Source organism: Paenibacillus sp. WC2504 (assembly GCF_052682475.1).
The window spans coordinates 3,621,628-3,643,004 of record NZ_JBQZFH010000001.1; the positions used below are offsets into that span (position 1 = coordinate 3,621,628).

At 44.2% G+C, this 21,377-nt stretch carries 23 protein-coding genes and 1 riboswitch; of the genes, 20 read left to right on the forward strand and 3 right to left on the reverse strand.

All coding sequences use genetic code 11. From position 1 onward, the window contains the following. The first annotated feature begins 77 nt into the window (after nucleotides 1-77). The 5 genes from ACUN27_RS16175 (at nucleotide 78) to ACUN27_RS16195 (ending at nucleotide 4,984) form a co-directional block, all read left to right on the forward strand. Nucleotides 78-1,790, forward strand: a complete 1,713-nt coding sequence (locus ACUN27_RS16175; protein ID WP_326060032.1) for a hypothetical protein — start codon at nucleotides 78-80, stop codon at nucleotides 1,788-1,790. A 25-nt stretch (nucleotides 1,791-1,815) separates the two neighbouring features. Next, nucleotides 1,816-2,928: an oligogalacturonate lyase family protein gene (locus ACUN27_RS16180; protein WP_326060029.1), complete on the forward strand. Its 1,113-nt coding sequence runs from the start codon at nucleotides 1,816-1,818 to the stop codon at nucleotides 2,926-2,928. An 82-nt stretch (nucleotides 2,929-3,010) separates the two neighbouring features. Further along, on the forward strand, nucleotides 3,011-3,433 hold the full coding sequence (locus ACUN27_RS16185; protein WP_445559195.1) for a MarR family winged helix-turn-helix transcriptional regulator: 423 nt from the start codon (nucleotides 3,011-3,013) through the stop codon (nucleotides 3,431-3,433). Between the two features lie 54 nt (nucleotides 3,434-3,487). Continuing rightward, the gene (locus tag ACUN27_RS16190) at nucleotides 3,488-4,318 is read left to right on the forward strand and encodes an alpha/beta hydrolase (RefSeq protein ID WP_445559196.1); all 831 of its coding nucleotides are present in this window, start codon (nucleotides 3,488-3,490) and stop codon (nucleotides 4,316-4,318) included. A 58-nt stretch (nucleotides 4,319-4,376) separates the two neighbouring features. Beyond that, nucleotides 4,377-4,514, forward strand: a riboswitch (cyclic di-AMP (ydaO/yuaA leader). Nucleotides 4,515-4,600: 86 nt separating this feature from the next. Further along, a complete protein-coding gene (locus ACUN27_RS16195) occupies nucleotides 4,601-4,984 on the forward strand; it encodes a hypothetical protein (protein ID WP_315950914.1) in 384 nt (127 codons plus the stop codon). 51 nt (nucleotides 4,985-5,035) lie between these two features. On the opposite strand, the gene ACUN27_RS16200 is transcribed toward ACUN27_RS16195, so the two are convergent. Beyond that, nucleotides 5,036-5,899 (reverse strand): alpha/beta fold hydrolase, encoded by an 864-nt coding sequence (locus ACUN27_RS16200; protein WP_315950912.1) that lies wholly within the window; start codon nucleotides 5,897-5,899, stop codon nucleotides 5,036-5,038. Between the two features lie 175 nt (nucleotides 5,900-6,074). Here ACUN27_RS16200 and gudD point away from each other — a divergent pair, with 175 nt between their 5' ends. Continuing rightward, nucleotides 6,075-7,442, forward strand: a complete 1,368-nt coding sequence (gudD, locus tag ACUN27_RS16205; protein WP_445559197.1) for a glucarate dehydratase — start codon at nucleotides 6,075-6,077, stop codon at nucleotides 7,440-7,442. Between the two features lie 91 nt (nucleotides 7,443-7,533). Here the strand turns inward: gudD and ACUN27_RS16210 are convergent, their stop codons facing one another. After that, nucleotides 7,534-9,033 carry a glycoside hydrolase family 26 protein gene (locus tag ACUN27_RS16210; RefSeq protein ID WP_326060023.1) on the reverse strand — a complete coding sequence of 500 codons (1,500 nt, stop codon included), beginning with the start codon at nucleotides 9,031-9,033 and terminating at the stop codon, nucleotides 7,534-7,536. A gap of 325 nt (nucleotides 9,034-9,358) precedes the next feature. On the opposite strand from ACUN27_RS16210, the gene ACUN27_RS16215 reads away from it, so the two are divergent. From ACUN27_RS16215 to ACUN27_RS16280, 14 genes are all read left to right on the forward strand, one after another. Next, nucleotides 9,359-10,390 (forward strand): LacI family DNA-binding transcriptional regulator, encoded by a 1,032-nt coding sequence (locus ACUN27_RS16215; protein ID WP_326060021.1) that lies wholly within the window; start codon nucleotides 9,359-9,361, stop codon nucleotides 10,388-10,390. Nucleotides 10,391-10,395: 5 nt separating this feature from the next. Beyond that, nucleotides 10,396-11,220, forward strand: a complete 825-nt coding sequence (locus ACUN27_RS16220; protein WP_315950904.1) for an ABC transporter permease — start codon at nucleotides 10,396-10,398, stop codon at nucleotides 11,218-11,220. Nucleotides 11,221-11,255: 35 nt separating this feature from the next. Continuing rightward, complete coding sequence (locus tag ACUN27_RS16225) at nucleotides 11,256-12,287, forward strand: ABC transporter ATP-binding protein (RefSeq protein WP_445559198.1); 1,032 nt, start codon at nucleotides 11,256-11,258, stop codon at nucleotides 12,285-12,287. A 24-nt stretch (nucleotides 12,288-12,311) separates the two neighbouring features. Then, the gene (locus tag ACUN27_RS16230; RefSeq protein WP_315950900.1) at nucleotides 12,312-13,493 is read left to right on the forward strand and encodes an extracellular solute-binding protein; all 1,182 of its coding nucleotides are present in this window, start codon (nucleotides 12,312-12,314) and stop codon (nucleotides 13,491-13,493) included. Next, the gene (locus ACUN27_RS16235) at nucleotides 13,490-14,335 is read left to right on the forward strand and encodes an ABC transporter permease (RefSeq protein ID WP_326060017.1); all 846 of its coding nucleotides are present in this window, start codon (nucleotides 13,490-13,492) and stop codon (nucleotides 14,333-14,335) included. Before ACUN27_RS16230 ends, ACUN27_RS16235 begins: the two co-directional genes overlap by 4 nt. A 36-nt stretch (nucleotides 14,336-14,371) precedes the next feature. Next, entirely contained in the window at nucleotides 14,372-15,220 is an 849-nt protein-coding gene (locus ACUN27_RS16240; RefSeq protein ID WP_326060015.1) for a DUF6454 family protein, read from the forward strand. A gap of 229 nt (nucleotides 15,221-15,449) precedes the next feature. Next, nucleotides 15,450-16,019, forward strand: a complete 570-nt coding sequence (locus ACUN27_RS16245; protein WP_315950895.1) for a TetR/AcrR family transcriptional regulator — start codon at nucleotides 15,450-15,452, stop codon at nucleotides 16,017-16,019. 87 nt (nucleotides 16,020-16,106) lie between these two features. Further along, nucleotides 16,107-16,430: an NIPSNAP family protein gene (locus tag ACUN27_RS16250; protein WP_326060013.1), complete on the forward strand. Its 324-nt coding sequence runs from the start codon at nucleotides 16,107-16,109 to the stop codon at nucleotides 16,428-16,430. 30 nt (nucleotides 16,431-16,460) lie between these two features. Next, complete coding sequence (locus ACUN27_RS16255; protein ID WP_315950891.1) at nucleotides 16,461-17,006, forward strand: NAD(P)H-dependent oxidoreductase; 546 nt, start codon at nucleotides 16,461-16,463, stop codon at nucleotides 17,004-17,006. Next, nucleotides 17,003-17,632: a DsbA family oxidoreductase gene (locus tag ACUN27_RS16260; protein WP_326060011.1), complete on the forward strand. Its 630-nt coding sequence runs from the start codon at nucleotides 17,003-17,005 to the stop codon at nucleotides 17,630-17,632. Before ACUN27_RS16255 ends, ACUN27_RS16260 begins: the two co-directional genes overlap by 4 nt. 48 nt (nucleotides 17,633-17,680) lie before the next feature. Continuing rightward, nucleotides 17,681-18,421, forward strand: coding sequence for an SDR family NAD(P)-dependent oxidoreductase (locus ACUN27_RS16265; protein WP_445559199.1), 741 nt, complete (start codon nucleotides 17,681-17,683; stop codon nucleotides 18,419-18,421). A 70-nt stretch (nucleotides 18,422-18,491) separates the two neighbouring features. Continuing rightward, entirely contained in the window at nucleotides 18,492-18,728 is a 237-nt protein-coding gene (locus ACUN27_RS16270) for a tautomerase family protein (protein WP_127450801.1), read from the forward strand. Between the two features lie 273 nt (nucleotides 18,729-19,001). Further along, a complete protein-coding gene (locus tag ACUN27_RS16275) occupies nucleotides 19,002-19,145 on the forward strand; it encodes a hypothetical protein (protein ID WP_157320977.1) in 144 nt (47 codons plus the stop codon). Between the two features lie 187 nt (nucleotides 19,146-19,332). After that, the gene (locus tag ACUN27_RS16280) at nucleotides 19,333-20,205 is read left to right on the forward strand and encodes an NAD-dependent epimerase/dehydratase family protein (protein WP_326060009.1); all 873 of its coding nucleotides are present in this window, start codon (nucleotides 19,333-19,335) and stop codon (nucleotides 20,203-20,205) included. A gap of 62 nt (nucleotides 20,206-20,267) precedes the next feature. Here the strand turns inward: ACUN27_RS16280 and ACUN27_RS16285 are convergent, their stop codons facing one another. Beyond that, on the reverse strand, nucleotides 20,268-20,921 hold the full coding sequence (locus ACUN27_RS16285) for a FusB/FusC family EF-G-binding protein (RefSeq protein ID WP_326060008.1): 654 nt from the start codon (nucleotides 20,919-20,921) through the stop codon (nucleotides 20,268-20,270). Nucleotides 20,922-21,377: the final 456 nt, after the last annotated feature.

Below are 21,377 nucleotides of genomic sequence, written 5' to 3' on the forward strand. Positions count from 1 at the left end.
TCATTGAAGGCTAAGCAGCCTCCCGATTCGAACAGGAGTTGGGGGGCTATTTCATTCGAATAAGGGAGTGTAATCAAATGACAATGGATGCAAATAAGATGCTGCTTGATCAGCTTAATAAATGGCACGAAGACTATACGCCTGAACTGCGGATGGTTCGCAAGCCTTTTCATACGCCGGGTTATCACAGTACGTTAAAAGATGTAGCGTTTACTCACCCCACCTTGGCAGCTTGTGTTTATGCGCTGGGAATGCTGGACAGCCGTCAGCCTCATCATATCGAAAGAGCACAAGGCATACTAGAACAGGTAATCAGCCTGCAGGATCAGAATCCGGAGCATGCTACCTTCGGCATCTGGTCTTGGTTCTACGAAGAGCCGCTGGAGAGGATGGCTCCGCCAGACTGGAATTGGGCGGACTTCTGCGGAAAGCGGCTGGTGCTGGCCGAGCAGAGGCATTCCGATATCCTGAGCCCGGGTCTGCGCGAACAAATGAGGCATGCGCTTTATTGTGCATGCGACGCCATTATCAAGCGAAATGTCGGTCCTAGCTATACGAACATTGCCATAATGGGCGCCTTCGTTACGTTGCTTACAGGCGAGGTCTATGGCGAAGAAAAGTACTTGAATTATGGCTTGGAGCGGTTACGTCTTTTCAGCGAGTACACGAAACAGCTGGGAACGTTCCAGGAGTATAACAGTCCGACATATACGATCGTGGCGATACAGGAATTGTCGAGCATTCATACAGCGACCCGAGTTGCGGAAGCGAAACAGCTCAGCTCGGAAATGCTGGATGTGGCATGGGGGATGGTGGCCGAGCATTTCCATGTCCCCAGCAAGCAATGGTCAGGCCCGCACAGCCGTGCCTATCATACGATGATGACGCCGGAAGTTTTATCCTTCTTGCAGATTGCCAGCCGAGGTGAGTTGGACTTCATGCCAGTCGATCAACTGACATACAATCTGGATTGGTATGGCAATGATATTGGATGTCCTGAGAAGTACATACCGGCGTTCAAACGAACAGAGACAGCGGAACATGTACAAACAATTAGCAAAGACGAGGCTGGCGACATTGTTAACCAAGCAACTACGTATATGGAAGGGCCGGTTAGTGTGGGAACCTTCAGCAAAGATGTGATGTGGAATCAGCGCCGCAATTTGCTAGCTTATGTACGCAACGGTGATGCATCTACCTATATTCATTTGCGCCTGCTGAACGAAGGTTATGACTATTCTTCCGGTATCTATTCCAGTGTTCAAAAGGGGAAGGATGTGTTGTTCGGCATCGGATTTTGCACAAATGGCGGCAATACGCACATTGGGCTCGATCCCATTGATGGTGCCATCGAATCAGCGGACCTAAGAGTTCGCTTTGAGATTGGAGGAAGCCTGCATGAGGTTAGGGCAGAAGCTGTCTCGCGAGAAGCCGAAGCAGCTACAGTACACGTAGCAGAGCAGACGCTGCAGGTGAAAAAAATATTCGCAGCCTTTGACGGGGAACAGCCAAGCTGGGAGCTCAGGCAGGAACAGGATAAACTGTTCCTTGACTATGTTATCTACGCCGGCGAGCGGAAGAGATTTGCTTTTGATCGTATGCAGGAAGCGCTGCTTCTGTTTGCATGGCGTTTGGGCGAACAAGGAGAAGAGCTCGACACTTCGGCTTCCGTCTTAGAAGCGAACGCAGAGGTTCGGGCGGTATTCCGTACCCCTAACCGCTCGCCGCTTCAATTGACCTTACCGCTTAAACCTGCTGAGAAGATGAAAATGCTGCGGCCTCGTCCCTAACATTAAGAGAATGGAGTGATCACAGATGGCTAAAGGATCTACGATTCGTAACGAGTTCCATCCGTTTGTCGATGCCTACACGGGCCGATCTATGACTCGTTTGACAGCCCCGGAGCAGGTAAATCATCATCCTTATTTTTATTATAAAATGATTACAAACGACAATCGCTATCTCATTTACGCTAGTGAGCGAGAGGGATTCCGTCAGCTTTACAAGATGGATCTGAACGATGGATCGGCTCTGCAATTAACGGAAGGACCCGATATTCACGATTTCAGCTGCAGTCTGACGAGTGAAGATAACTACTTGATCTATTGCCGAGATCAGCGGATTATGCGATTGGATATGACGACGCTGAAGGAAGACGTTCTCTATACATCACCTGCAGGCTGGAAATCCAATGCGAATCCCGGCCTCAGCTCAGATGACAAGTATCTCGTTCTGGTCGAAATTAATGAAAAGGATGTTGTACCGGGCAAAGGGGACTGGTCCAACTTCGAGCCACAATGGGCAGCGAAGCCGCACTGCCGAATCATCTACCTGGATATCGAACGGCGAACCAGCCATATCGCGCATGAGGAGCTGGACTGCTGGCTGGGGCATCCGCAAATTCGTCCCAATGACCCATCAACCATTTTATTTTGTCATGAAGGTCCTGGGCATTTGATTGATGCCAGACTCTGGCTAGTCCAAAAGGACGGGACGCGGCTGCGCTGTGCGAAGGAACAGACGCATGATGAGCTCATCACACATGAATATTGGCTTGCCGATGGCTCTAGATTCGCTTATGTGTACAGACATAAAGATGATCTCTATCACGAAAGTATCCGTTTCATGGACTCGGAGACATTAGAGGAAGAAATCTGGATGAATTGCTCTAAGTATTGCCACTTTATTTCGAATGCCAATCATACGATGATCGTCGGGGACGGGCAGCTGCCCGAGCAGCACTTCATCTATTTAGTGGATGTAGAACGGAGGCAAGAAGAGCGTTTATGCTCCCATGGAACTAGCTGGAAGTCATACGGTAACACACAGGATGCTCATCCGCATCCGGCTTTTTCTCCAGATGGCACATTTATCATCTTTACCTCTGATATGGAGGGCGTTCCTTGTATGTATAAAGTGGATTTGTGACAATGTTCGAGGCAGCCGGCTAGTTGCATCGGCTGCCTCAAATATATTTGACATTAGTTTGATGTCAAACTATAATACAGATATGAAACCAAGAGACGCTGTATCAATTATTTCCAGAATTAGAGAAAAGACCAATCGGTTTATCATAGCCGAGATGGCGAAATATGGGGTCGACGATATTGCCATTTCACATGGGGATATTATCTTTGCTCTATTTAAGATGCCTAGATTGACTATGGCGGAGATTGCCAAGAAAATTGATAAAGATAAGTCTACAGTGACTGCACTCGTAGATAAATTGGTCCGTCTAGGATACGTGACAAAGGAAAGGGACACCGTAGATTCAAGGGTCGTCTATGTTGCCTTAACGCCAAAAGGGGAGGAACTGAAACCGGTATTTGAAACCATCTCAGAAAAAATGTTAGATGTATTTTACATGGACATTACGGATAAAGAAAAGGAAGAATTACTGAGAATTCTAACGAAAATTTATAACAATTTTTAAATTTTTTTAGACTAATAGTTTGATGTCAAACTATATAACGAGGTGAAACTTATCATGAAAGATTATACAAAAGATTTGCCAGATCATCGTGTGAAATATATCGGAGAGAATGATCTATTTATAGAAATTTTCGAGGGAGAGGAGCTACCGAAGGAAGCCTCCAAAAAACCTCCGCTTTTATTTGTACACGGTGCCTACACGGGCAGTTGGATGTGGAGCAAATACATCCCACACTTTATAAACAAGGGATGGAATTGCTATGTTATGAATTTGAGAGGTCACTACAAAAGTAGAGTGCTCGATTTGACAAATGTAACATTCGAAGATTATTTGGAGGATATGAAAGAGGTTTTGGCCGAGTGTGAGGCTCCACCGATACTCATAGGATTTAGCATGGGAGGAATTTTGAGCCAGAAGCTGGCTGAAACCAACGAACTTGCAGGCTTAGTGGTGATCGATACAAGCATAAGTAAGGAAGTTTATGAAGCTGTACCCTACAAAGAAATAGCTAGAAGGACAACAGGAGTATTAATGCCCGCACCATCCCGAGAAGAGAATTCCAGTATAGATGAATCAATGGATGACATTGATTTTCAGAGAAAGTATATAACTGTGGAGTCATTAAAAGCATTTAACGATTTTTATTTCTCTTTGGTGGCAAGCGGTGGGATATCGATAGACAGCAGTTTGATGGTTAATCCAGCCTTGGTTATTAAAGCAATTAATCGTGAAGAGGATGACCGGCGGGGAAAGGCGACAGCGGAGCATCTCCAAGCAGAGTATACAGGACTTTGGGATACGACTCACACCGGATTGCTTGTTGGGCAAAGATATATGGAGGTAGTAGATCGGATCATGTTATGGTTACAAGGGATGTATGACTAAGGACATAGAATAGATAAGAAAATATTACTATTGCTTCTCGGTATACATTGGAGTAAATTGATAAAATACGCTTAATTCTTTAGATTAAAGAAGCGGGGGAACCAAGTTTCCTGGGGTGAGTACACAAAGTGAAGTGTTAGGGTTAACTTTCAACCCGAATCCGTCAGCTAACTTCGTCAGCGTAGAAAGAAATGGATAGAAACATTCAATGGAACATTGTGATTTGAGGTTCTATTCCCTCGCTTCCTTTTTCTCTTCTAGAGAAAATAGGAGGAACTAGACATGCTGCTTATGAAAGTAACCAAAGAATGGAAGAATCTTTTTCCATGGAAGAGAGCCAACGATTCCGTACAGCGCCAACATGAGATTCTTCATTTGAAACAGCGGTTGGAGACGTACGACATTCAATTTCCGAATTTGGCTTACCGGCCATCAGACGTCGAAACACAGACGTTAATGGAAATTAGTAAAACGGTCGCTCAAAATAATGAGCTGCTTAACCAACTGAGTTCAGAAAAGGAATTAGCGGTTGAACAATCGCTAGCCCATCTCGTCGGAACCACTCTCCAAATTTTACTGGATCACCTTAACTTTATCGTAGCCATGGCGCATATTTTCAGTGGTCCGTATCCTTGCCTCAGAGCGTACATCAGCCATACGAATTAACGATTTTCAACAATAGAGAAGGAGCTTGCCTTACGGCAGCTCCTTTTTCGTTTATTTTCGCGCATAGATACGGCCAAAAAAGCACTTGATAAGCTCCGCAACTTGCTGACTTTGCTCTTCCAGAACAAAATGTCCCCCGCATAAAAAGTGAGTTTCCACACATGTTAATAGTTCTCCGAAAGCAAGAGCTCCTTGCACCGTAAAAATAAAATCATTTTTGCCCCAGGTTATAAGCGTAGGAGGTTGATAAGTTCGCAAGTATTGTTGCCAAACAGGGTATTGTTCGACGTTGGTCCGATAATCGTAGCCCAATTCCAACTGAATTTGGCTATTACCGGGTCGATCCAAAAATAACTGGTCCATTAGGTAACCATCGGGACTAATTCGATAGGGATGACACACGCCCGTTACATACTGCATTTTTGTAAAATGAAAGGTTGCAAGCTGGGCAAAGGCCGCTTCAGTTGCAGGATTTCGATCCGCCCAAAGTGCTTTGAAAAGATCGAACGGTTTCCCTAATCCGTCTTCACTAACCACAGCATTCTGAATAACGAATCCTAGAATACGATGCGGATTCCGTACAGCCAGTCTGAACCCGATAGGACCTCCATAATCATGGGTGTACAAAATATAGTGAGAAATACAGAGATTATCAATAAGCTTTTCAATCATAAGTGATAGATTCTCAAAGGTGTACGCAAATTCTTCAACGGAAGGCATACTGCTATTTCCGTACCCTAGATAGTCAGGAGCAATGACATGAAATCGGTCTGTGAGTTGAGGAATCAAATCCCTGAACATATGGGATGAGCTTGGAAAACCATGAAGAAGGATGATGGTTGGGTTGTACGGACTACCGGCTTGGCGAAAAAATAACTCCCAGCCGTCGATCTTCATTTTTTTATAATGAATCATCATTTCAACGTCCTCTCCAGCGAAGCGCATATTATTCCCTAACAAAAATATGTGAATAAAAGTTATTTAAGTACTTAGGAGCTAGATGACGTGGTACAATTTAACTTAAGTTATGCGAATTAGTTGTCATCTTCATTAAACTGGTATTCATCCATTGGAAAGGGAGAGATCAGCCATGAAACAAGAACTGCTAAATGAGCAATCGAGAAATCAAGCGTCCAGCACGCCAATTATTACCGAACTAAAAGTAATTCCAGTTGCAGGGCACGATAGTATGCTCTTCAATCTAAGTGGAGCGCATGCTCCATTCTTTACACGTAACATCGTTATCCTCAAAGACAGTGCAGGTCATACGGGCGTTGGTGAAGTACCGGGCGGCGAGAATATTCGTAAAACGCTTGAAGACACAAGCCCACTGGTTATCGGTCAATCGATCGGCCAATACAATAACATTCTTACTAAAGTTCGCAAGCAATTCGCTGATCGGGATCTGGGAGGACGCGGTTTGCAGACCTTTGATCTACGCATCACAATACACGCCGTTACGGCGTTGGAAGCGGCATTACTTGATCTCTTAGGTAAATTCTTGGATGTACCGGTTGCAGCATTGCTAGGAGAAGGTCAACAGCGCGATAAAGTAGAAATGTTAGGCTACTTGTTCTATGTGGGGGACCGAAATCGGACAAACCTTCCGTATCAGGGCGCTGAAAATGCTGCGAATGACTGGTTTCGACTGCGTCACGAGGAAGCGCTTACACCTGAAGCCGTGGTGAAACTTGCCGAAGCGGCGTATCAACGATATGGCTTTAACGATTTTAAGTTAAAAGGTGGCGTCCTGCGCGGTGAGGAGGAGATTGAAGCGGTCACTGCGCTGGCGGAACGTTTCCCTCAAGCCAGAATTACACTTGACCCTAACGGGGCATGGTCTTTAGCTGAGGCGATACACCTATGCCGTGATCAGCATCACGTATTGGCTTATGCGGAAGACCCATGCGGTGCAGAAAACGGTTATTCAGGCCGTGAGATCATGGCCGAGTTCCGGCGTGAGACAGGCCTTCCAACGGCAACGAACATGATCGCTACCGATTGGCGCCAGATGGGCCATACGATTCAGCTGCAATCTGTCGACATTCCGTTAGCTGATCCACATTTCTGGACGATGCAGGGCTCTGTTAGAGTAGCTCAGATGTGTCAGGAATGGGGGCTTACATGGGGATCTCACTCGAACAACCATTTTGATATTTCGCTTGCGATGTTTACCCATGTGGCAGCCGCAGCGCCGGGGAAAATTACGGCCATTGATACACACTGGATTTGGCAGGATGGACAGCAGTTAACCAAGGAGCCGTTTCAGATTGTTGGGGGCATGGTGGATGTTCCGAGCAAGCCGGGTCTGGGAGTAGAAATTGACATGGAAGCCATTGAAAAGGCGCATCAGCTATACAACCAAGAGGGCTTGGGAGCGCGTGATGATGCGCTGGCCATGCAATTTTATATTCCCAATTGGAAATTTGACCACAAACGACCTTGCCTTTTGAGATAGATAATAGATAGCCGCTGTTTCCTGATTAGAGGAAACAGCGGCTATTTTTGCCTATGTTCAGTGAAAATAAAATAGAAAACTCCAATTTCATTTAGTTTTTGCTGACAGCAGTGGGCTCCATCTTATCATTGTAAGCGACGGCGTACCAAGGTTCTGCCGCTGATTCCATATTCACTTGAATGTCTATTTCCCAGGGAGCCTCATAACTGACGCCAAGAAGCTGATTGCCTTGGTAAATGGCGATAGCAAATGGGGGTTCACCCCGTTCGTTCTCAAGCTTAGGATAAACAAGAACAGTTTGTTTGCCAGTAGGAAGAGATTGACCGGTAACAGGCGTATAGCGATATTGTATGGGGTCAACGCCTGTCTGAACCTTACCTAGGAACCAATCGGATTGGATGAGCCGTTGATATAAGCCGTCCATGAAGGGGTTCTCCCCGATATCATACACATAAGGCCCATTCGTTCGAATCGCTTGAGCTCGACTGAAGTTAAAGTAGGTAATCGCTTTTACCTGCGGAAACAATCGCGGCAGTAAACCGTACATATAGCCCAGTTGTCCTTCAGCCCAGCTCCAGTACGTTTGGTTCGTAGGCAGGTAGGTGTGAGCAATAGCGCCCTCTGAAATCATAATGGGCTTATGACGATAGCGCTCGTAGAGAGGAGCGAAGGTATCGATTACGGTTCCTTTTAGCTGCTCTTTATCTGCTGAATAGGGTGTGTTATACAAAGAGAAACCAACCCAGTCTACGTAAGAGTCCCCTGGATAGTAGTCATCAATCGTATTCGACGGCGAGAAATTAGGGGACCAAACCATCGCAACATTAGGCGCTTCTTCGGCCATAATGTCATGAACAAGGCGGAATTTCTCAATATACTGCTGGGGACTTCCATGCCATGGCACCCATGCGCCATTCATCTCCGAAGCATAACGCAAGAAAATGGGAATGCCGGAAGCCTTGGCTTCCCGGGCAAAACGGCGAACGTATTCGTCATCCAGCACGTCGTCTAAACCAAAGCGCGGCTCCCAACCGATCTGGAGTGCGCCGCCAAGCTCTTTGACTCTTTCCGCTGTTCGCGCGGGGAAATAGGTATTCGTATCGGTCTGTACCTTCCGCCAACCGACATAAGCCAAATAAAGGGCGTGTTTTCGCCCGTACACATCTTCAATCTTCGTAACATCGTACCCGACTCTGCGATCTGCCCCTAACATACCTATATAAGTCCCTGATGCTGGCTCAAGTTTTGCAAGATTGGTAGATTCCATTGTCATAGGAACGCGGAGATAAAGCTCCATATTCACTGAAGGAATTTTGATGCTAGACCAATCATAAGTTAGTGGCGATATCGAAGGAAGACCTGCTGAGTATGCTGTGATCCGATTTTGATAGACTGAAGCGGCTTCCGAATAACCGGATTGTGCGGATTTCTTCTCTTGGTTCTTCCAATAGGTTAAAATATCCGGCTGTTTGGGCTTGGGAGTAGAAGAGGAATTGGGAGGAGTCAGTGCGACAGCAGATTCTGATCGAGTTTGTTCGAGACCATCCAATTTACTTTCTATGACTACCAAAGTAATCACGATGCAACTCACTAGACTTAGGGCTCCTAATGTCCAGATAACCTTTTTAAACATGTGATAAGTTCCTCTCGTAAGGAAGATAGAAGCCTCCGTGGAATCAGTAAGTTAATTGTATGCCCAAAGCTGGGAGACGGTCAATGGAGTGGTCATTTCAGCTGCCGTTGTACAAATAATTCGTAAGGTTTACCTATAAATGGGCTGTTCCGAAAGTTGCGAGAACCTGGGGGCAGCTTCTTTGCCTTTACAATTACTTATCTTGCTGCTAACACAGCAATAATATTTCTAAGTTAAATTAAGTGTGTGGGAACGGTCTCACATACAGGAATGAGGTCGCATCATGGAGCATACGATTAAGGAAATTGCCCTGCGCGCCGGTGTATCCAAATCCACTGTGTCTCGCGTGATATCTGGCAAGGGCTATACCAGCTTGGAAGTACGCAATAAAGTGCTGCAGCTGATTGAAGAACTGCAATATAAGCCTAATGCCGTAGCAAGGGCAATGGTTTCACAAAGAACACATAACATTGGCGTTCTGATTTATCGCCGGCATCATCCGATTGCATCTCATCCATTTTATGGGAAAATCCTAGATGCTATTTTAATGACAGCTGCAAGCCTGAATTATTCCGTTTTCGTTACGACAGATCATGAAATGTCGCTGCGTTCGGCCGATTTTATGATGGAAAAAAGGGTGGACGGGCTAATCCTTATTAGCCGTTTGCAGCAAAATGTCATTGATTACATCGCAAACTTCGGAGTTCCCTATGTCATGGTCAATGGCTCCACGGATGTCGATGGTGTCATGCATATTGTGAATCAAGACGAGGAAGGCGGCCGAATGGTTGCTGAACATCTCGCAGATCAGGGTCATCGTCACATCTTCGTGATCGCTGGACCACAAACGCATCGCAGTCACAATTTGAGGCTGAAAGGCTTCAAAAATCATTTGAAAGAATTGGGGATTCCGTTCCCGTCAAGCTCGATCTTACAGGCATCGACGTCCACGTTTGGCGAGGGGTATGAGCTCATGCGTGCCCATTGGGAGCAGTTTCGCTCAGGCGGATATACATCGTTATTTGCCACCAACGACATGATCGCGCTTGGCGCGATGAAGTTTATGCTGGAACAGTCGGTACGCATTCCCGAACAAGTAGCGGTTGTCGGCTTCGATGATATCGACTTTGCCGCAATGTTTACACCCTCTTTGACAACGATCAGGGTCAATACAGAAGAGATGGGGATTCAGGCCTTCAGTTTGCTCGACAAGCTTATCCGCCAGGAAGCACACATTGAGCATCCCAAGCAGCTAGTACCCAAACTCATTGTCCGTCAATCGACTCAAACATTTTCCATTGAAAGGAGTGGTTAGTCCGCATGCGTTGGTATTTAAAAGCATTAGGCCCACGTAAAATCGTAGAATTTCTCATTCTTGTTGTGTTTGTCATTTTTTTCTTGGGCCCGCTGCTCAATCTCGCTATTCTGGCTTTTACCGGCAAATGGACCTACCCCGATATCTTGCCGCATGAGTGGTCACTGAAGTGGTGGACGTTTGTGTTCCAGCAAGAAGATATAGCAAAATCGATCGGTTTGTCTTTTGTCATCGCAACAATCGTAACGGCACTTTCCATTGTGCTTTGCATTCCGGCAGCTTATGCGTTTGCACGCATACGATTTCCACTTAGCAAGTTTTTCTTGTTCTCGTTTCTTCTGACACATGCTTTTCCAAAAATGGGACTTTACGTTTCGATTGCTGTGCTTTTCTTCAAACTCGGACTGATGAACACGTTAATAGGCGTTGTTTTGATCCATATGATTAACGTACTCATGTTCATGACATGGATTCCAACGGCTGCTTTCCGCAATGTGCATATGGCACAAGAGGAATCAGCCAGGGATGTGGGAGCGAGCCCGTTCCGCGTGTTCCGCAGTATTACACTTCCTATGGCTATGCCGGGAATTATCGTAGCTTCTATCTTTACATTCTTGAATTCGCTGGACGAAGCTCAGGGCACGTTCCTTGTGGGTATCCCAAACTATAAAACGATGCCGATTGTCATGTACTCGATTATTAGCGATTATCCGGCCTATGCAGGAGCTGTATTTTCCATTATTTTGACAGCGCCGACGATTATTCTCTTGCTGGCTGCACAGCGCTTTGTGAGCGCGGATATTATGTCCAGCGGCTTCCAACTCAAATGACGACAGATCCATTTATCAAATAGAAGGGGGCACACATGGACATTCAGCTTTCAGTTCAACAATTGACGAAACGCTATAAAACAGGAGAAGGCGTAACCGGAATTTCCCTTGATGTTCGTAAAGGGGAGTTAATTACTTTGCTTGGCCCTTCAGGCTGTGGTAAAACAACTGTTCTTCGCAGCATCGGAGGATTTCTCGATCCCGATTCCGGCGACATTCTTATTGAGGGTAAAAGTGTGCTTCAAGCGCCTCCTGAGAAACGTCCGACATCCATGGTTTTTCAAGGTTACAATTTATGGCCGCATATGACGGTGTATGACAACCTCGCATTCGGTCTTAAAATACGCAAGATCAAAAAGGCGGAAATCGATAAAGCCGTAAATGAAGTGCTGCAGTTGGTTCGCTTGCCTGGAGCCGAGAAGAAATATCCGGGCGAACTTTCCGGTGGACAACAGCAGCGTATCGCGGTTGCAAGATCACTGCTTCTGAAGCCGGCTGTTCTTTTGCTCGATGAGCCCTTCTCCGCGCTGGACGCTAAGCTTCGCCACGAGATGAGGGAAGAGCTAAGGGAAATTCAGTCCAAAACAGGCCTTACGATGGTATTCGTCACTCATGATCAGGAAGAAGCTTTATCGATTTCGGATCGTATTGTCGTTATGAATCAAGGGAACATCGAGCAAATCGCTTCACCACAAGAAATTTACGATGAACCAAGTACTTTGTTCGTTTCTCAATTTATCGGCAAAATGAACTTTTTGAAAGGGGTGATCGCTGCCGAACGCGTGACCGTCGGGCATCTAAGTTTTCCAAATTCAAAAAATCTGTCCGGGCATGTACATCTTGCCGTTCGACCTGAAGATGTGATCATAGAAAGTGAAGAAGGACACGGCCTTTCGGGTGTGATTAAACAAGTGATGGTGCTTGGGCATTATGCCGAAGTATCCATTGATTTACCTCAGTACGGAACAATCCGGGCGTTTCAACCAAGGGATTCTGTCAAGGATCTCCATACAGGACAACATGTAAAAGTAAACTTTGCCAAAATCATTGCATTTTCCGAAAATTAAACCCAAATCCAAGGAGGCATTTCCATGTTACGCAAGAAATCCGCGATTACGCTAGTCACTTTAATGACCGCTACGGCAGCTTTCATCTCCGGGTGTGGTAATTCTGCGACAAATGCAGGTTCATCTGCTGCTCCAAGCAACGCTCCAGTTAAAGCAACGGCAGATAGCAAAAAACCTGTTGAGTTTACCTTCTATTTTACGGGATCGCAAAATGTTAAAGATCTATGGGATACGTTAATCCCTATGTTTGAGAAACAAAATGCAGATGTGAAGGTAAAACCGGTGTACATTCCTTCAGGTACTGGCGCACAACCAACGTATGACCGTATTCTTGCTGCCAAACAAGCGAATAAAGGATCCGGCGATATCGATTTGTACGAAGATGGCTTGTCTAATGTCACTCGGGGACAAAAAGATGATCTTTGGGATTCCTTAGCAGTTGACAAAATTAAAAATCTAGCTGCTGTCGATGAAAAAACACTGAAAGATATCTCCAATCTCGCTATTCCTTATCGTTCATCTGCCGTTGTATTGGCTTATAACAGCGATAAAGTAGCTACACCACCAAAAACTTTGGATGAATTGTACGATTGGATCAAGAAAAATCCGTCCAAATTCGCTTATAACGATCCATCTACAGGTGGGGCCGGTAACTCTTTTGTAGCGACTGCCCTGTATAAGTTCTTGCCGGAGGAAGCGATTCATAATTCCGATCCAAGCGTTGAAAAAGGTTGGGATCAAGGTTTTGCTCTGCTCAAAGAACTTGGGAAAACCGTGTATGGCAAAGGGATTTATCCGAAGAAAAACCAAGGGACTCTAGATTTGTTAACAAGCGGTGAAGTTGATATGATTCCAGCTTGGTCCGACATGGTACTTGAGCAAGTCGCGAAAGGGCAACTACCGAAATCAACAAAAATGACGCAATTGACGCCAGGTTTTAATGGCGGACCAACATACTTAATGGTACCTAAGTTGTCAGAGAAGAAAGATGCTGTCTACAAATTCCTGGATTTCGTTCTTTCACCTGAGGCACAAGGCGTAGTTGTTGATAAAATGCATGGCTTCCCAGGCATCAAGCTTTCTAACATGTCCAAAGAAATTCAAGATTCATTCAAAGGTGCGTCCGAAGGATTCCGCTCATTCAATATCGGCGAACTGGATAAAGATATGACGAAGCGTTGGCAAAGTGAAGTTGCTGCGCAATGAGTAAACAAATGAAAATGGGGATATTCGGATTACTTCTGGTTATCCCCTCTTTTTTATTACTTTTCGTCACTGTCGTCATTCCTATTATCATTTCCTTTAAGGAAAGCTTGACGAATAAATCGGGCGGCTATGATTTATCCAATTACACGTATTTATTCACAGATAAGCTGATGCGCTCCAACATTATTTTTACCTTGGAAGTAACGGTTGTTTCCGTAATTCTCGTGTTGATTATCAGCTATGCATTAGCTGCTTATATGAGATTTAATACAGGTACGATGGTAAAATGGATACGTAAATTGTATATGATTCCAATCTTTATCCCATCTGTTATCGCGACCTACGGTTTAATCCAATTGCTTGGCAATCATGGATGGGTTTCACGCCTGCTGCTTCTGGTTAACGGTGGAGAGATGCCGCGTATTATTTTCGACATGAAGGGGATTATTATCGCGAATTTGTGGTTTAACATTCCTTTTACGACGATGCTGCTTGGTTCAGCTTTATCCGCAGTTCCTAATTCGATTATTGAAAGCGCGAAAGACGTAGGAGCACGTAAATTGCAAATCTTTGTCCGTTTCATTTTGCCGCTGACGTATAAAACATTGCTAGTGGCCGTTACTTTTGTGTTTATGGGCGTGATCGGTTCGTTTACGGCACCATTTCTCATTGGGCCCAATGCTCCGCAAATGTTAGGGGTTTCGATGGAACAGGTTTTCGGTGTGTTCCAGGAGAAACAATTAGCTGCGGCGATTGCTTTCTTTACGTTCCTGCTTTGTTCGGTAATGGGGTACTTTTATATTCGTAGTATGATTACAGAGGAAAGTGCTAGGGCTAGATGATTCAACGCAAATGAAGATTAACTGGAGACAATGCACATGGATGATCAGAAACTCATCGCGCGGTTCAGAAATCTAACACGCAGCACGAAATGGGTGCTAAAAAACCAAATAGAACTGCAGTTCAACAATCACCACTCTCAAGGGATGGTTCGAATCGGCGATTTCTTTTATATGTCATCGGTTGAACTTATTGAATGGCCAATCAGATATGACCAGTCTAATCAGGGTTATGATCGTACGCCTGGCAAAGGAATTGGGCATTTATTTGTCTTCGATGGTCAAGGAAGGCTCGTGAAGAAGACACCATTAGGTGAGGGTGACATGTATCATCCAGGTGGTATTGATTTTGATGGTACGCATATTTGGGTTCCTGTCGCAGAATATCGGCCTCACAGCCAATCTATCGTTTACAAAATTGATCCTCTTACTTTAAAAGCAGAAGAATCGTTCCGAGTTCAAGATCATATCGGAGGATTGGTCCGTGAGGGTCAGAATGGTAAGCTAATCGGCAACAGCTGGGGCTCACGCAGATTCTATGAATGGGATTCAAGTGGGCGGCAGCTACTGGACAAAGAAAATACGAGCCATTTTATCGACTATCAAGATGGGCATTATGTAGGTGATGGTAAAATGATTGTGAGCGGTATCTCTGAGCTAGTTAATCCTGCTAGCAAATCCAAGCCTTACGAGTTGGGTGGATTAGCACTAATAGATTTGTTTACATTAGAAACCCTTCACGAAATACCTATTACTGAATTTTCCCCACAAGGTCACGTAATTACCCGTAATCCTGTGTTCTTAGAGATATCTGGTGAAACGATAAGACTTTATGCCGTTCCAGATGATAATCATGGATCATTGCTGATATATGAATCGGCTATATAAAAAGATCGATGTGAAGAAGCACTCATTAGAGTGCTTTTTTCATTTATCAATAGGATTCGCCATGTGGATTGCACTTATACAATGGTACGAGCAGGTATCTGTAATCGAGATATTCAGTATCACGATTCTATATTATGCAGGATGTCTTCAATCATAGTATGATGAGTGGGCGGTTGAATATCTGAGGAAGAGAGGAGTTGAAACTCTATCTACTAAAAGGTAGAACGCGATGAGTAATCATAAGAATACCGCAGAGATTATTTTAGATACAGCCCAGTACATTGTGCAAGAAGTTGGGTTTAACGGATTCAGCTATGCACATATTGCGGAAAAAGTAGGGATACGGACAGCTAGCATTCATTACCATTTTCCAAACAAAGAGGATTTAGGAGAAGCGCTGATCACTCGCTATCACAAACATTCGATGTCAGCCATTGCTCAAATCGATATCGAAACCCAGAACAATTTAGAAAAATTGCGCAAATTCATCTTGATCTTTGATGGCCCAGTTCAGGATTACTGTACGTGTTTGAGTGTCATGCTTTCTACGGAACTAGCTACTTTATCAGCTAAAGTACGAGACAGGTTAGCACAGTTTTTCACAACAAACCTAACATGGCTAGAGCGTGTATTGGATCAGGGGCGTCGGGAAGGGCATATTAACTTTGAAGGTGCCGCGGATGTACAGGCCCACAAATTTTTGGCTTCCCTTCAGGGAGCACAGTTACTTGCAAGAAGTTTTCGCGATAAAAACAGGTTTGAAGTGATCGCCGAAGGATTAATTGCGAGCCTAACGTAAAGAGAAAAACGAGTGTTTTTTTAATGCATATCTACCTTTTAATAGGTAAATGGAATGAACGAAACTAGTTACTAGGAGGCGTAAAGGATGATATATGAGCTGAGGATTTATGATGTTAATCCTGGCAAGATGCAGGTTATTTTAGATAGATTCAGGGATCATGTTATTCAATTATTTAACAAACATCAGATGAAAATAACGCTTTTTTGGGAAGATTTCGATGAATCAAATAACCGGCTCTATTATATTATTGAACATGCCTCCATGGAGGATCGTAACCTGAACTATGATAGATTCCGCAACGACCCGGAGTGGATTGAAGTAAAACGACTTTCAGAACTTGATGGACCGCTGGTTAAAAAGCAAGAAAGCATCTTTATGAAAGATGTCCCCTTTTTCGAAAACAAATAAAAATCCAATGATCGAATAGGAGCAAATACAATGAAAATTTTAGTTATCGTAACTCACCCGAACATCGAAGCATCCAATTGGAACAAATCATGGGTAAATGAATTGAAAAAGCATGACGATATCACGATTCATGAATTACACAAAGAGTACCCAGACGAAAATATCGATGTAGCTAGAGAGCAGCAATTGGTCGAGGCACACGATCGGATTATTTTCCAATACCCGCTATTTTGGTACAGCACACCGCCATTACTGAAAAAATGGTTTGATAATGTCCTGCTTTACAACTGGGCTTATGGACCTGAAGCAACTAAAACAGTCGGTAAAGAATTTGGCTTTGCGATTTCCGCATATGGCACGGAAGAGTCTTATCAAGCAACCGGGTCCAACCGTTTTACAATCGAACAAATTTTGACACCTATGCAGGCGCTCACTCGCTTTATTAGTGGCACCTATCTACCTCACTTTGTACTAAACGATACTTCCGACGTGACGGATGAAAGATTAGCACAAAGCAGCAAAGACTTCGTAAACCATATTAAAACTGTGAGACCAGCTGAGGTGTTGACGAAATGAGTGATTTGCTGATTGACGTGTATATGGATACTAGTTGCCCATGGTGCCGTATGGGAACGACTAGTCTGTTAACCGCTCTAAAGCAATTGCCGGAAGATAAAAAGGCAACGGTCCGTTGGAATGCCTTTCAGATCAACCCAGGTATTCGTCCTGAGGGAGAAGATTATCGCCAGGTGATGATAGGGCGGTTAGGCGGAGTTCCTCAATTCGAAGCAAGGAAGCAGCAATATCACGAAAACGGGAATCGTTTCGGTCTTAAATATAATATGGATCTTGTCAAATATACGCCTAATACAACGTTATCTCATCAGTTAATCTCGATGGCGCCTGAGCACTTAAAAGTGCAATTGATTGAGAAAATATATACGGCTTATTTTGAAGAGGGCGTAAATATCGGCGATGCGGATGAACTTGCGAAAATAGGAGCTTCTGTCGGCGTCGGTGAAGCCGCGGATCTCAAAGAGCGACTTAATCAGGGTGAAGAACTGGATAAAGTAGAACTTGGACAGCGGACAGCTCAGAAACTCGGTGTCAGAGGCGTACCTTTCTTTGTGATTAATGAAGAATTCAGCTTATCCGGGCTGCAATCACCTGCAGAGTTTGTAAAATTGTTTGAACAAATGTAAGCCCGCTTGATCGATGAACATCTAGAACATCATAAAGGAGAATAACCAATGACGATACAAGGCAAAGTAGTAGTAATTACTGGCGGAAGCAGCGGTCTCGGGAAAGCGATGGCGATCGAGATGGTGAATCAGGGAGCGAAAGTCGTCATCAATGGGCGCCGCGAAGAGGCATTGGCTGAGGTTGCGAAAGAAATCGATCCCACAGGAAAAAGCGTGCGGTTCGTCGCTGGTAATATCGCCGATCCTAAGGTTGCGCAGCGCTTAATCGAAGAAGGGTTAACTCACTTCGGACGCATTGATACGCTGGTTAATAATGCTGGTATTTTCATGTCTAAACCATTTACGGAGTATACAGAAGAAGATTTTGCAACGTATTTATCCACGAATGTGGTTGGTTTCTTCCACGTTACCCAGCGTGCAGTGACGCAGATGCTGAAACAAGGTTCAGGACACTTCGTGAATATTACGACAAGTCTGGTTGATCAGCCGTCGGTAAAAGTGCCTTCCGTGCTTGCTTCATTGACAAAAGGCGGTCTGAAGTCAGCTACCAAATCATTGGCAATTGAGTATGCAGCAAGTGGTATTCGCGTAAATGCTGTTTCTCCGGGGGTCATCAAAACACCAATGCACGCTGTTGAGACACATGAAGCTCTTGCCGGTTTACATCCAGTTGGACGTATGGGTGAGTCTAAAGACATCGTGGACGCTGTTTTATACCTGGATTCTGCTAACTTTGTTACAGGTGAAATCCTTTATGTTGATGGTGGGCAAAACGCAGGAACTATGTAAATCTAGCAAATCAACCAATCTACTAGCAAATTAGATCCATCTAATTTTAATAGAAATGGGGAGAATATCGATGCCAATCGTAAATATCCAAGTGACCCGCGAGGGCACCACGCCGGATCGTCAATCCGTTACCGCTGAAGAGAAAGCCGCGATTATTAAAGGGGTCAGTGAAGTTCTGCTCAATGTTTTGAACAAACCATTAGAATCTACTTTTGTGGTTATAGAAGAAGTTGACACTGATAATTGGGGTTGGGGTGGACTGCCTGCCTTGGAATATCGCAAGAAACTTGCAGAGAAGTTGAAGTAATCGAAGGTTGTATTACATTGTCTAGTCATGCAATAAATACGCAACAAAGCTAAGTCGGTAAAGACTTTTGGAGTTTTCCAAGAAGTATAATGCCGTTACTTTAGGTCCATTAGATCAATTTATTAAATAATATATCACGCCAAAAGGAAGACATCGCCAAGGAACATGGCGGTGTTTTTTCTTTACAATAAATCTATTCCTCTTTTACACCAGGTGAACAAATGAAAGCTAAGATATAGAAGTACACCTGAGATATTGAAGGAGGATTATGGAGTGAATATCAATACCTACGCATGGGAAAATTTGATGTCTCATAATACGATGAAAAATGAACAAGTCATGAAACCGGAGAAAATAAAAGTAGAAAATGAAACTAGCTTTTTCACCAAATTGCTGCCTTTAAGTTTTATCCGTTAATGCAGTGAAATTCAAATTTGTCGCTTACATAATCCCGGAAGATTAACTTCGGGGATTTTTTGGTTTCTCTATTCGCTTATTCTTAGTGATACGCGCTCGCGGAGTAGGACTTTTTATCGCAAAGGAAGGTGTAGCATGTAGAATGACGAATAGATAACCAACATACAAAGTTAGGTGGTGTGAGATCATGAAAGTTCTTGTTACCGGTGCCGCGGGCAATGGTGGTCAAGCAGTATGCAGAGCATTAGTTCAAGCAGGCTACACGGTTAGGATGGCAGACATTATGCCTCCCCAGGCAGACGATTTGAGGGAACTCGAGTTTGTAAGGTGCGACACAAGAAGCCCTGGTGATGTGCGTTCTACGGTACATGGAATGGATGCTGTCGTTCATTTGGCAGCCTGGCATTGCGCGCATAATCCGCCAGTAAGTGATGAAACTATTTTTGCAGTGAACGTGGATGGAACCTTTCATGTGATGGAAGCATGCAAGCAAGCTGGAATTCAAGCTATCGTCTATGCTTCTTCAATGGCTTATGGCTGGGGATCAGTCTACGGGGTTAGTAAAGTTATTGGCGAAGATTTGTGTAAGACTTATCATCAAATGACGGGTGCCTCAATAGCGATGCTGCGTTATCATGAGTTTATTCCTCGCCCCTATCTAGAGTTCGGTGCTCGTTTGCTTCGCAATGGTGTGGATAGAAGGGATGTGGCTGAAGCTACAGTTGCTTCTGTGAAGGCCGTTTTGGAAAAAAAAGTCGGGCTATTTCGGACAATTGTACATACGAATCATGGTATGCCCGTGGATGTTATTCAAGATTTTAAGAATAAGGGTCCTACGTGGTGCGAGACACAAGTTCCAGGCGCCATTCAACTGCTGAACAAATACGAGATCGAATTGCCAGATCAAGTGGAACAACATGACCTATCTATGGCAGAAGAAATATTGGGTTGGAAACCTAGATATAACTTCCTTGAGTTTCTAAAAGACTTGAAAGCGCGAGATGAGAAGTGCCTCGATGTAACTAATCTGAAGGTGCCTTCTGAGATTCCTGCAATGTGATACCCGCCAGAAGCCAGAAAAAGACCGGGACCTTATGCAGCAAGAGGTCCCGGTTCTTTCATTTAACCGATCACAGTGTCAATAAACTTTTCTAACGAAGCAACATCCGTCAAATTCTTATTACATTCTTGACCATTCATACATAAATAGTTACCGACCGCTTTATAATAATCAGGCGTAGTATGAGCCGGCCTTTTCTTGGAGATTGCCGTAAAAAGAGCAAGTTCTTCATATCTATTACATAAAAAACAAAAGCCTTTTTTGTTAGTCGGGGTATATTTCCCCTCTACACCAACGAATTGCCCATTCAAATGATAGACAATGAACAGTTTATTCGTGGCTATATCGATCCAACTAAGATAGGTGACATACCGGTAGTCGATCGCTGACAAATCAGGCAGCTTAAGCTTTTTGTTCTTGGGGAACAGCTTCAGAATCTGCTTTGCGCTAATTGGCGGAAATTCCATCAAATGAGGCTCTAACGCTTTGAGATGTTTTTGAAAATCGTCCGCTGCTTGCAGCTTGAAAATGGCTTCCAGCATTTGTTTCTGGTTGTCTGTAGCGTCTGGGAATAGTTCAGAAATCTTCGATGCTGAGCTATACCGAACGGATTCCAATACTTTCGAATCTGCGTTCGTTTTCAGCGCATGCTCCAGAATCCCGGCTTGTTTTTTAATAAAATTGAATTGATGGTTTCTAATGAATGGTTCACACATATGGAACAGCCCCTTATTTTATAATCGTAAAATGAATAAGGTGCAAAGCCAAATCGTGGAACCGATCTATGCTGAATTAGGCGATGTTGTTACTGCTCAATTCTCGCCCATGCAAAGTATCGCCTCCAAAACAGGCTTTGCATGAGGCTGTGCCAATCTGGCAATCGGTTATTGCCATCGATACCAACTCCTTATACTTGCGATAACATCTATTATAAGAGACTCACGACGGTATTTCAAAGGAAAGTCTATGTATAATTAAAAATGACAGATACAGGATGAAGGAGCTGCCGGCGTGCAGCTCTTTTTTTGACACTATAACCCTTCAAATCATAGAGAATTCAGGCAGATCCCACAAATTAATGGTTCATATCCGATAATGAGCAGTGGTATTCGAGATTTTGACGATGAGTTTAGGTTTTGATGATTTATTGTTTGTAAGGGTTTACATATGAT

Bases quoted from the DNA above. Each gene is read 5' to 3' on its own strand.
- ACUN27_RS16175 (WP_326060032.1), top strand. From the start codon at position 78: ATGACAATGGATGCAAATAAGATGCTGCTTGATCAGCTTAATAAATGG.
- ACUN27_RS16180 (WP_326060029.1), top strand. From the start codon at position 1,816: ATGGCTAAAGGATCTACGATTCGTAACGAGTTCCATCCGTTTGTCGAT.
- ACUN27_RS16185 (WP_445559195.1), top strand. From the start codon at position 3,011: ATGAAACCAAGAGACGCTGTATCAATTATTTCCAGAATTAGAGAAAAG.
- ACUN27_RS16190 (WP_445559196.1), top strand. From the start codon at position 3,488: ATGAAAGATTATACAAAAGATTTGCCAGATCATCGTGTGAAATATATC.
- ACUN27_RS16195 (WP_315950914.1), top strand. From the start codon at position 4,601: ATGCTGCTTATGAAAGTAACCAAAGAATGGAAGAATCTTTTTCCATGG.
- ACUN27_RS16200 (WP_315950912.1), bottom strand. From the start codon at position 5,899: ATGATTCATTATAAAAAAATGAAGATCGACGGCTGGGAGTTATTTTTT.
- gudD (WP_445559197.1), top strand. From the start codon at position 6,075: ATGAAACAAGAACTGCTAAATGAGCAATCGAGAAATCAAGCGTCCAGC.
- ACUN27_RS16215 (WP_326060021.1), top strand. From the start codon at position 9,359: ATGGAGCATACGATTAAGGAAATTGCCCTGCGCGCCGGTGTATCCAAA.
- ACUN27_RS16220 (WP_315950904.1), top strand. From the start codon at position 10,396: ATGCGTTGGTATTTAAAAGCATTAGGCCCACGTAAAATCGTAGAATTT.
- ACUN27_RS16225 (WP_445559198.1), top strand. From the start codon at position 11,256: ATGGACATTCAGCTTTCAGTTCAACAATTGACGAAACGCTATAAAACA.
- ACUN27_RS16230 (WP_315950900.1), top strand. From the start codon at position 12,312: ATGTTACGCAAGAAATCCGCGATTACGCTAGTCACTTTAATGACCGCT.
- ACUN27_RS16235 (WP_326060017.1), top strand. From the start codon at position 13,490: ATGAGTAAACAAATGAAAATGGGGATATTCGGATTACTTCTGGTTATC.
- ACUN27_RS16240 (WP_326060015.1), top strand. From the start codon at position 14,372: ATGGATGATCAGAAACTCATCGCGCGGTTCAGAAATCTAACACGCAGC.
- ACUN27_RS16245 (WP_315950895.1), top strand. From the start codon at position 15,450: ATGAGTAATCATAAGAATACCGCAGAGATTATTTTAGATACAGCCCAG.
- ACUN27_RS16250 (WP_326060013.1), top strand. From the start codon at position 16,107: ATGATATATGAGCTGAGGATTTATGATGTTAATCCTGGCAAGATGCAG.
- ACUN27_RS16255 (WP_315950891.1), top strand. From the start codon at position 16,461: ATGAAAATTTTAGTTATCGTAACTCACCCGAACATCGAAGCATCCAAT.
- ACUN27_RS16260 (WP_326060011.1), top strand. From the start codon at position 17,003: ATGAGTGATTTGCTGATTGACGTGTATATGGATACTAGTTGCCCATGG.
- ACUN27_RS16265 (WP_445559199.1), top strand. From the start codon at position 17,681: ATGACGATACAAGGCAAAGTAGTAGTAATTACTGGCGGAAGCAGCGGT.
- ACUN27_RS16270 (WP_127450801.1), top strand. From the start codon at position 18,492: ATGCCAATCGTAAATATCCAAGTGACCCGCGAGGGCACCACGCCGGAT.
- ACUN27_RS16280 (WP_326060009.1), top strand. From the start codon at position 19,333: ATGAAAGTTCTTGTTACCGGTGCCGCGGGCAATGGTGGTCAAGCAGTA.
- ACUN27_RS16285 (WP_326060008.1), bottom strand. From the start codon at position 20,921: ATGTGTGAACCATTCATTAGAAACCATCAATTCAATTTTATTAAAAAA.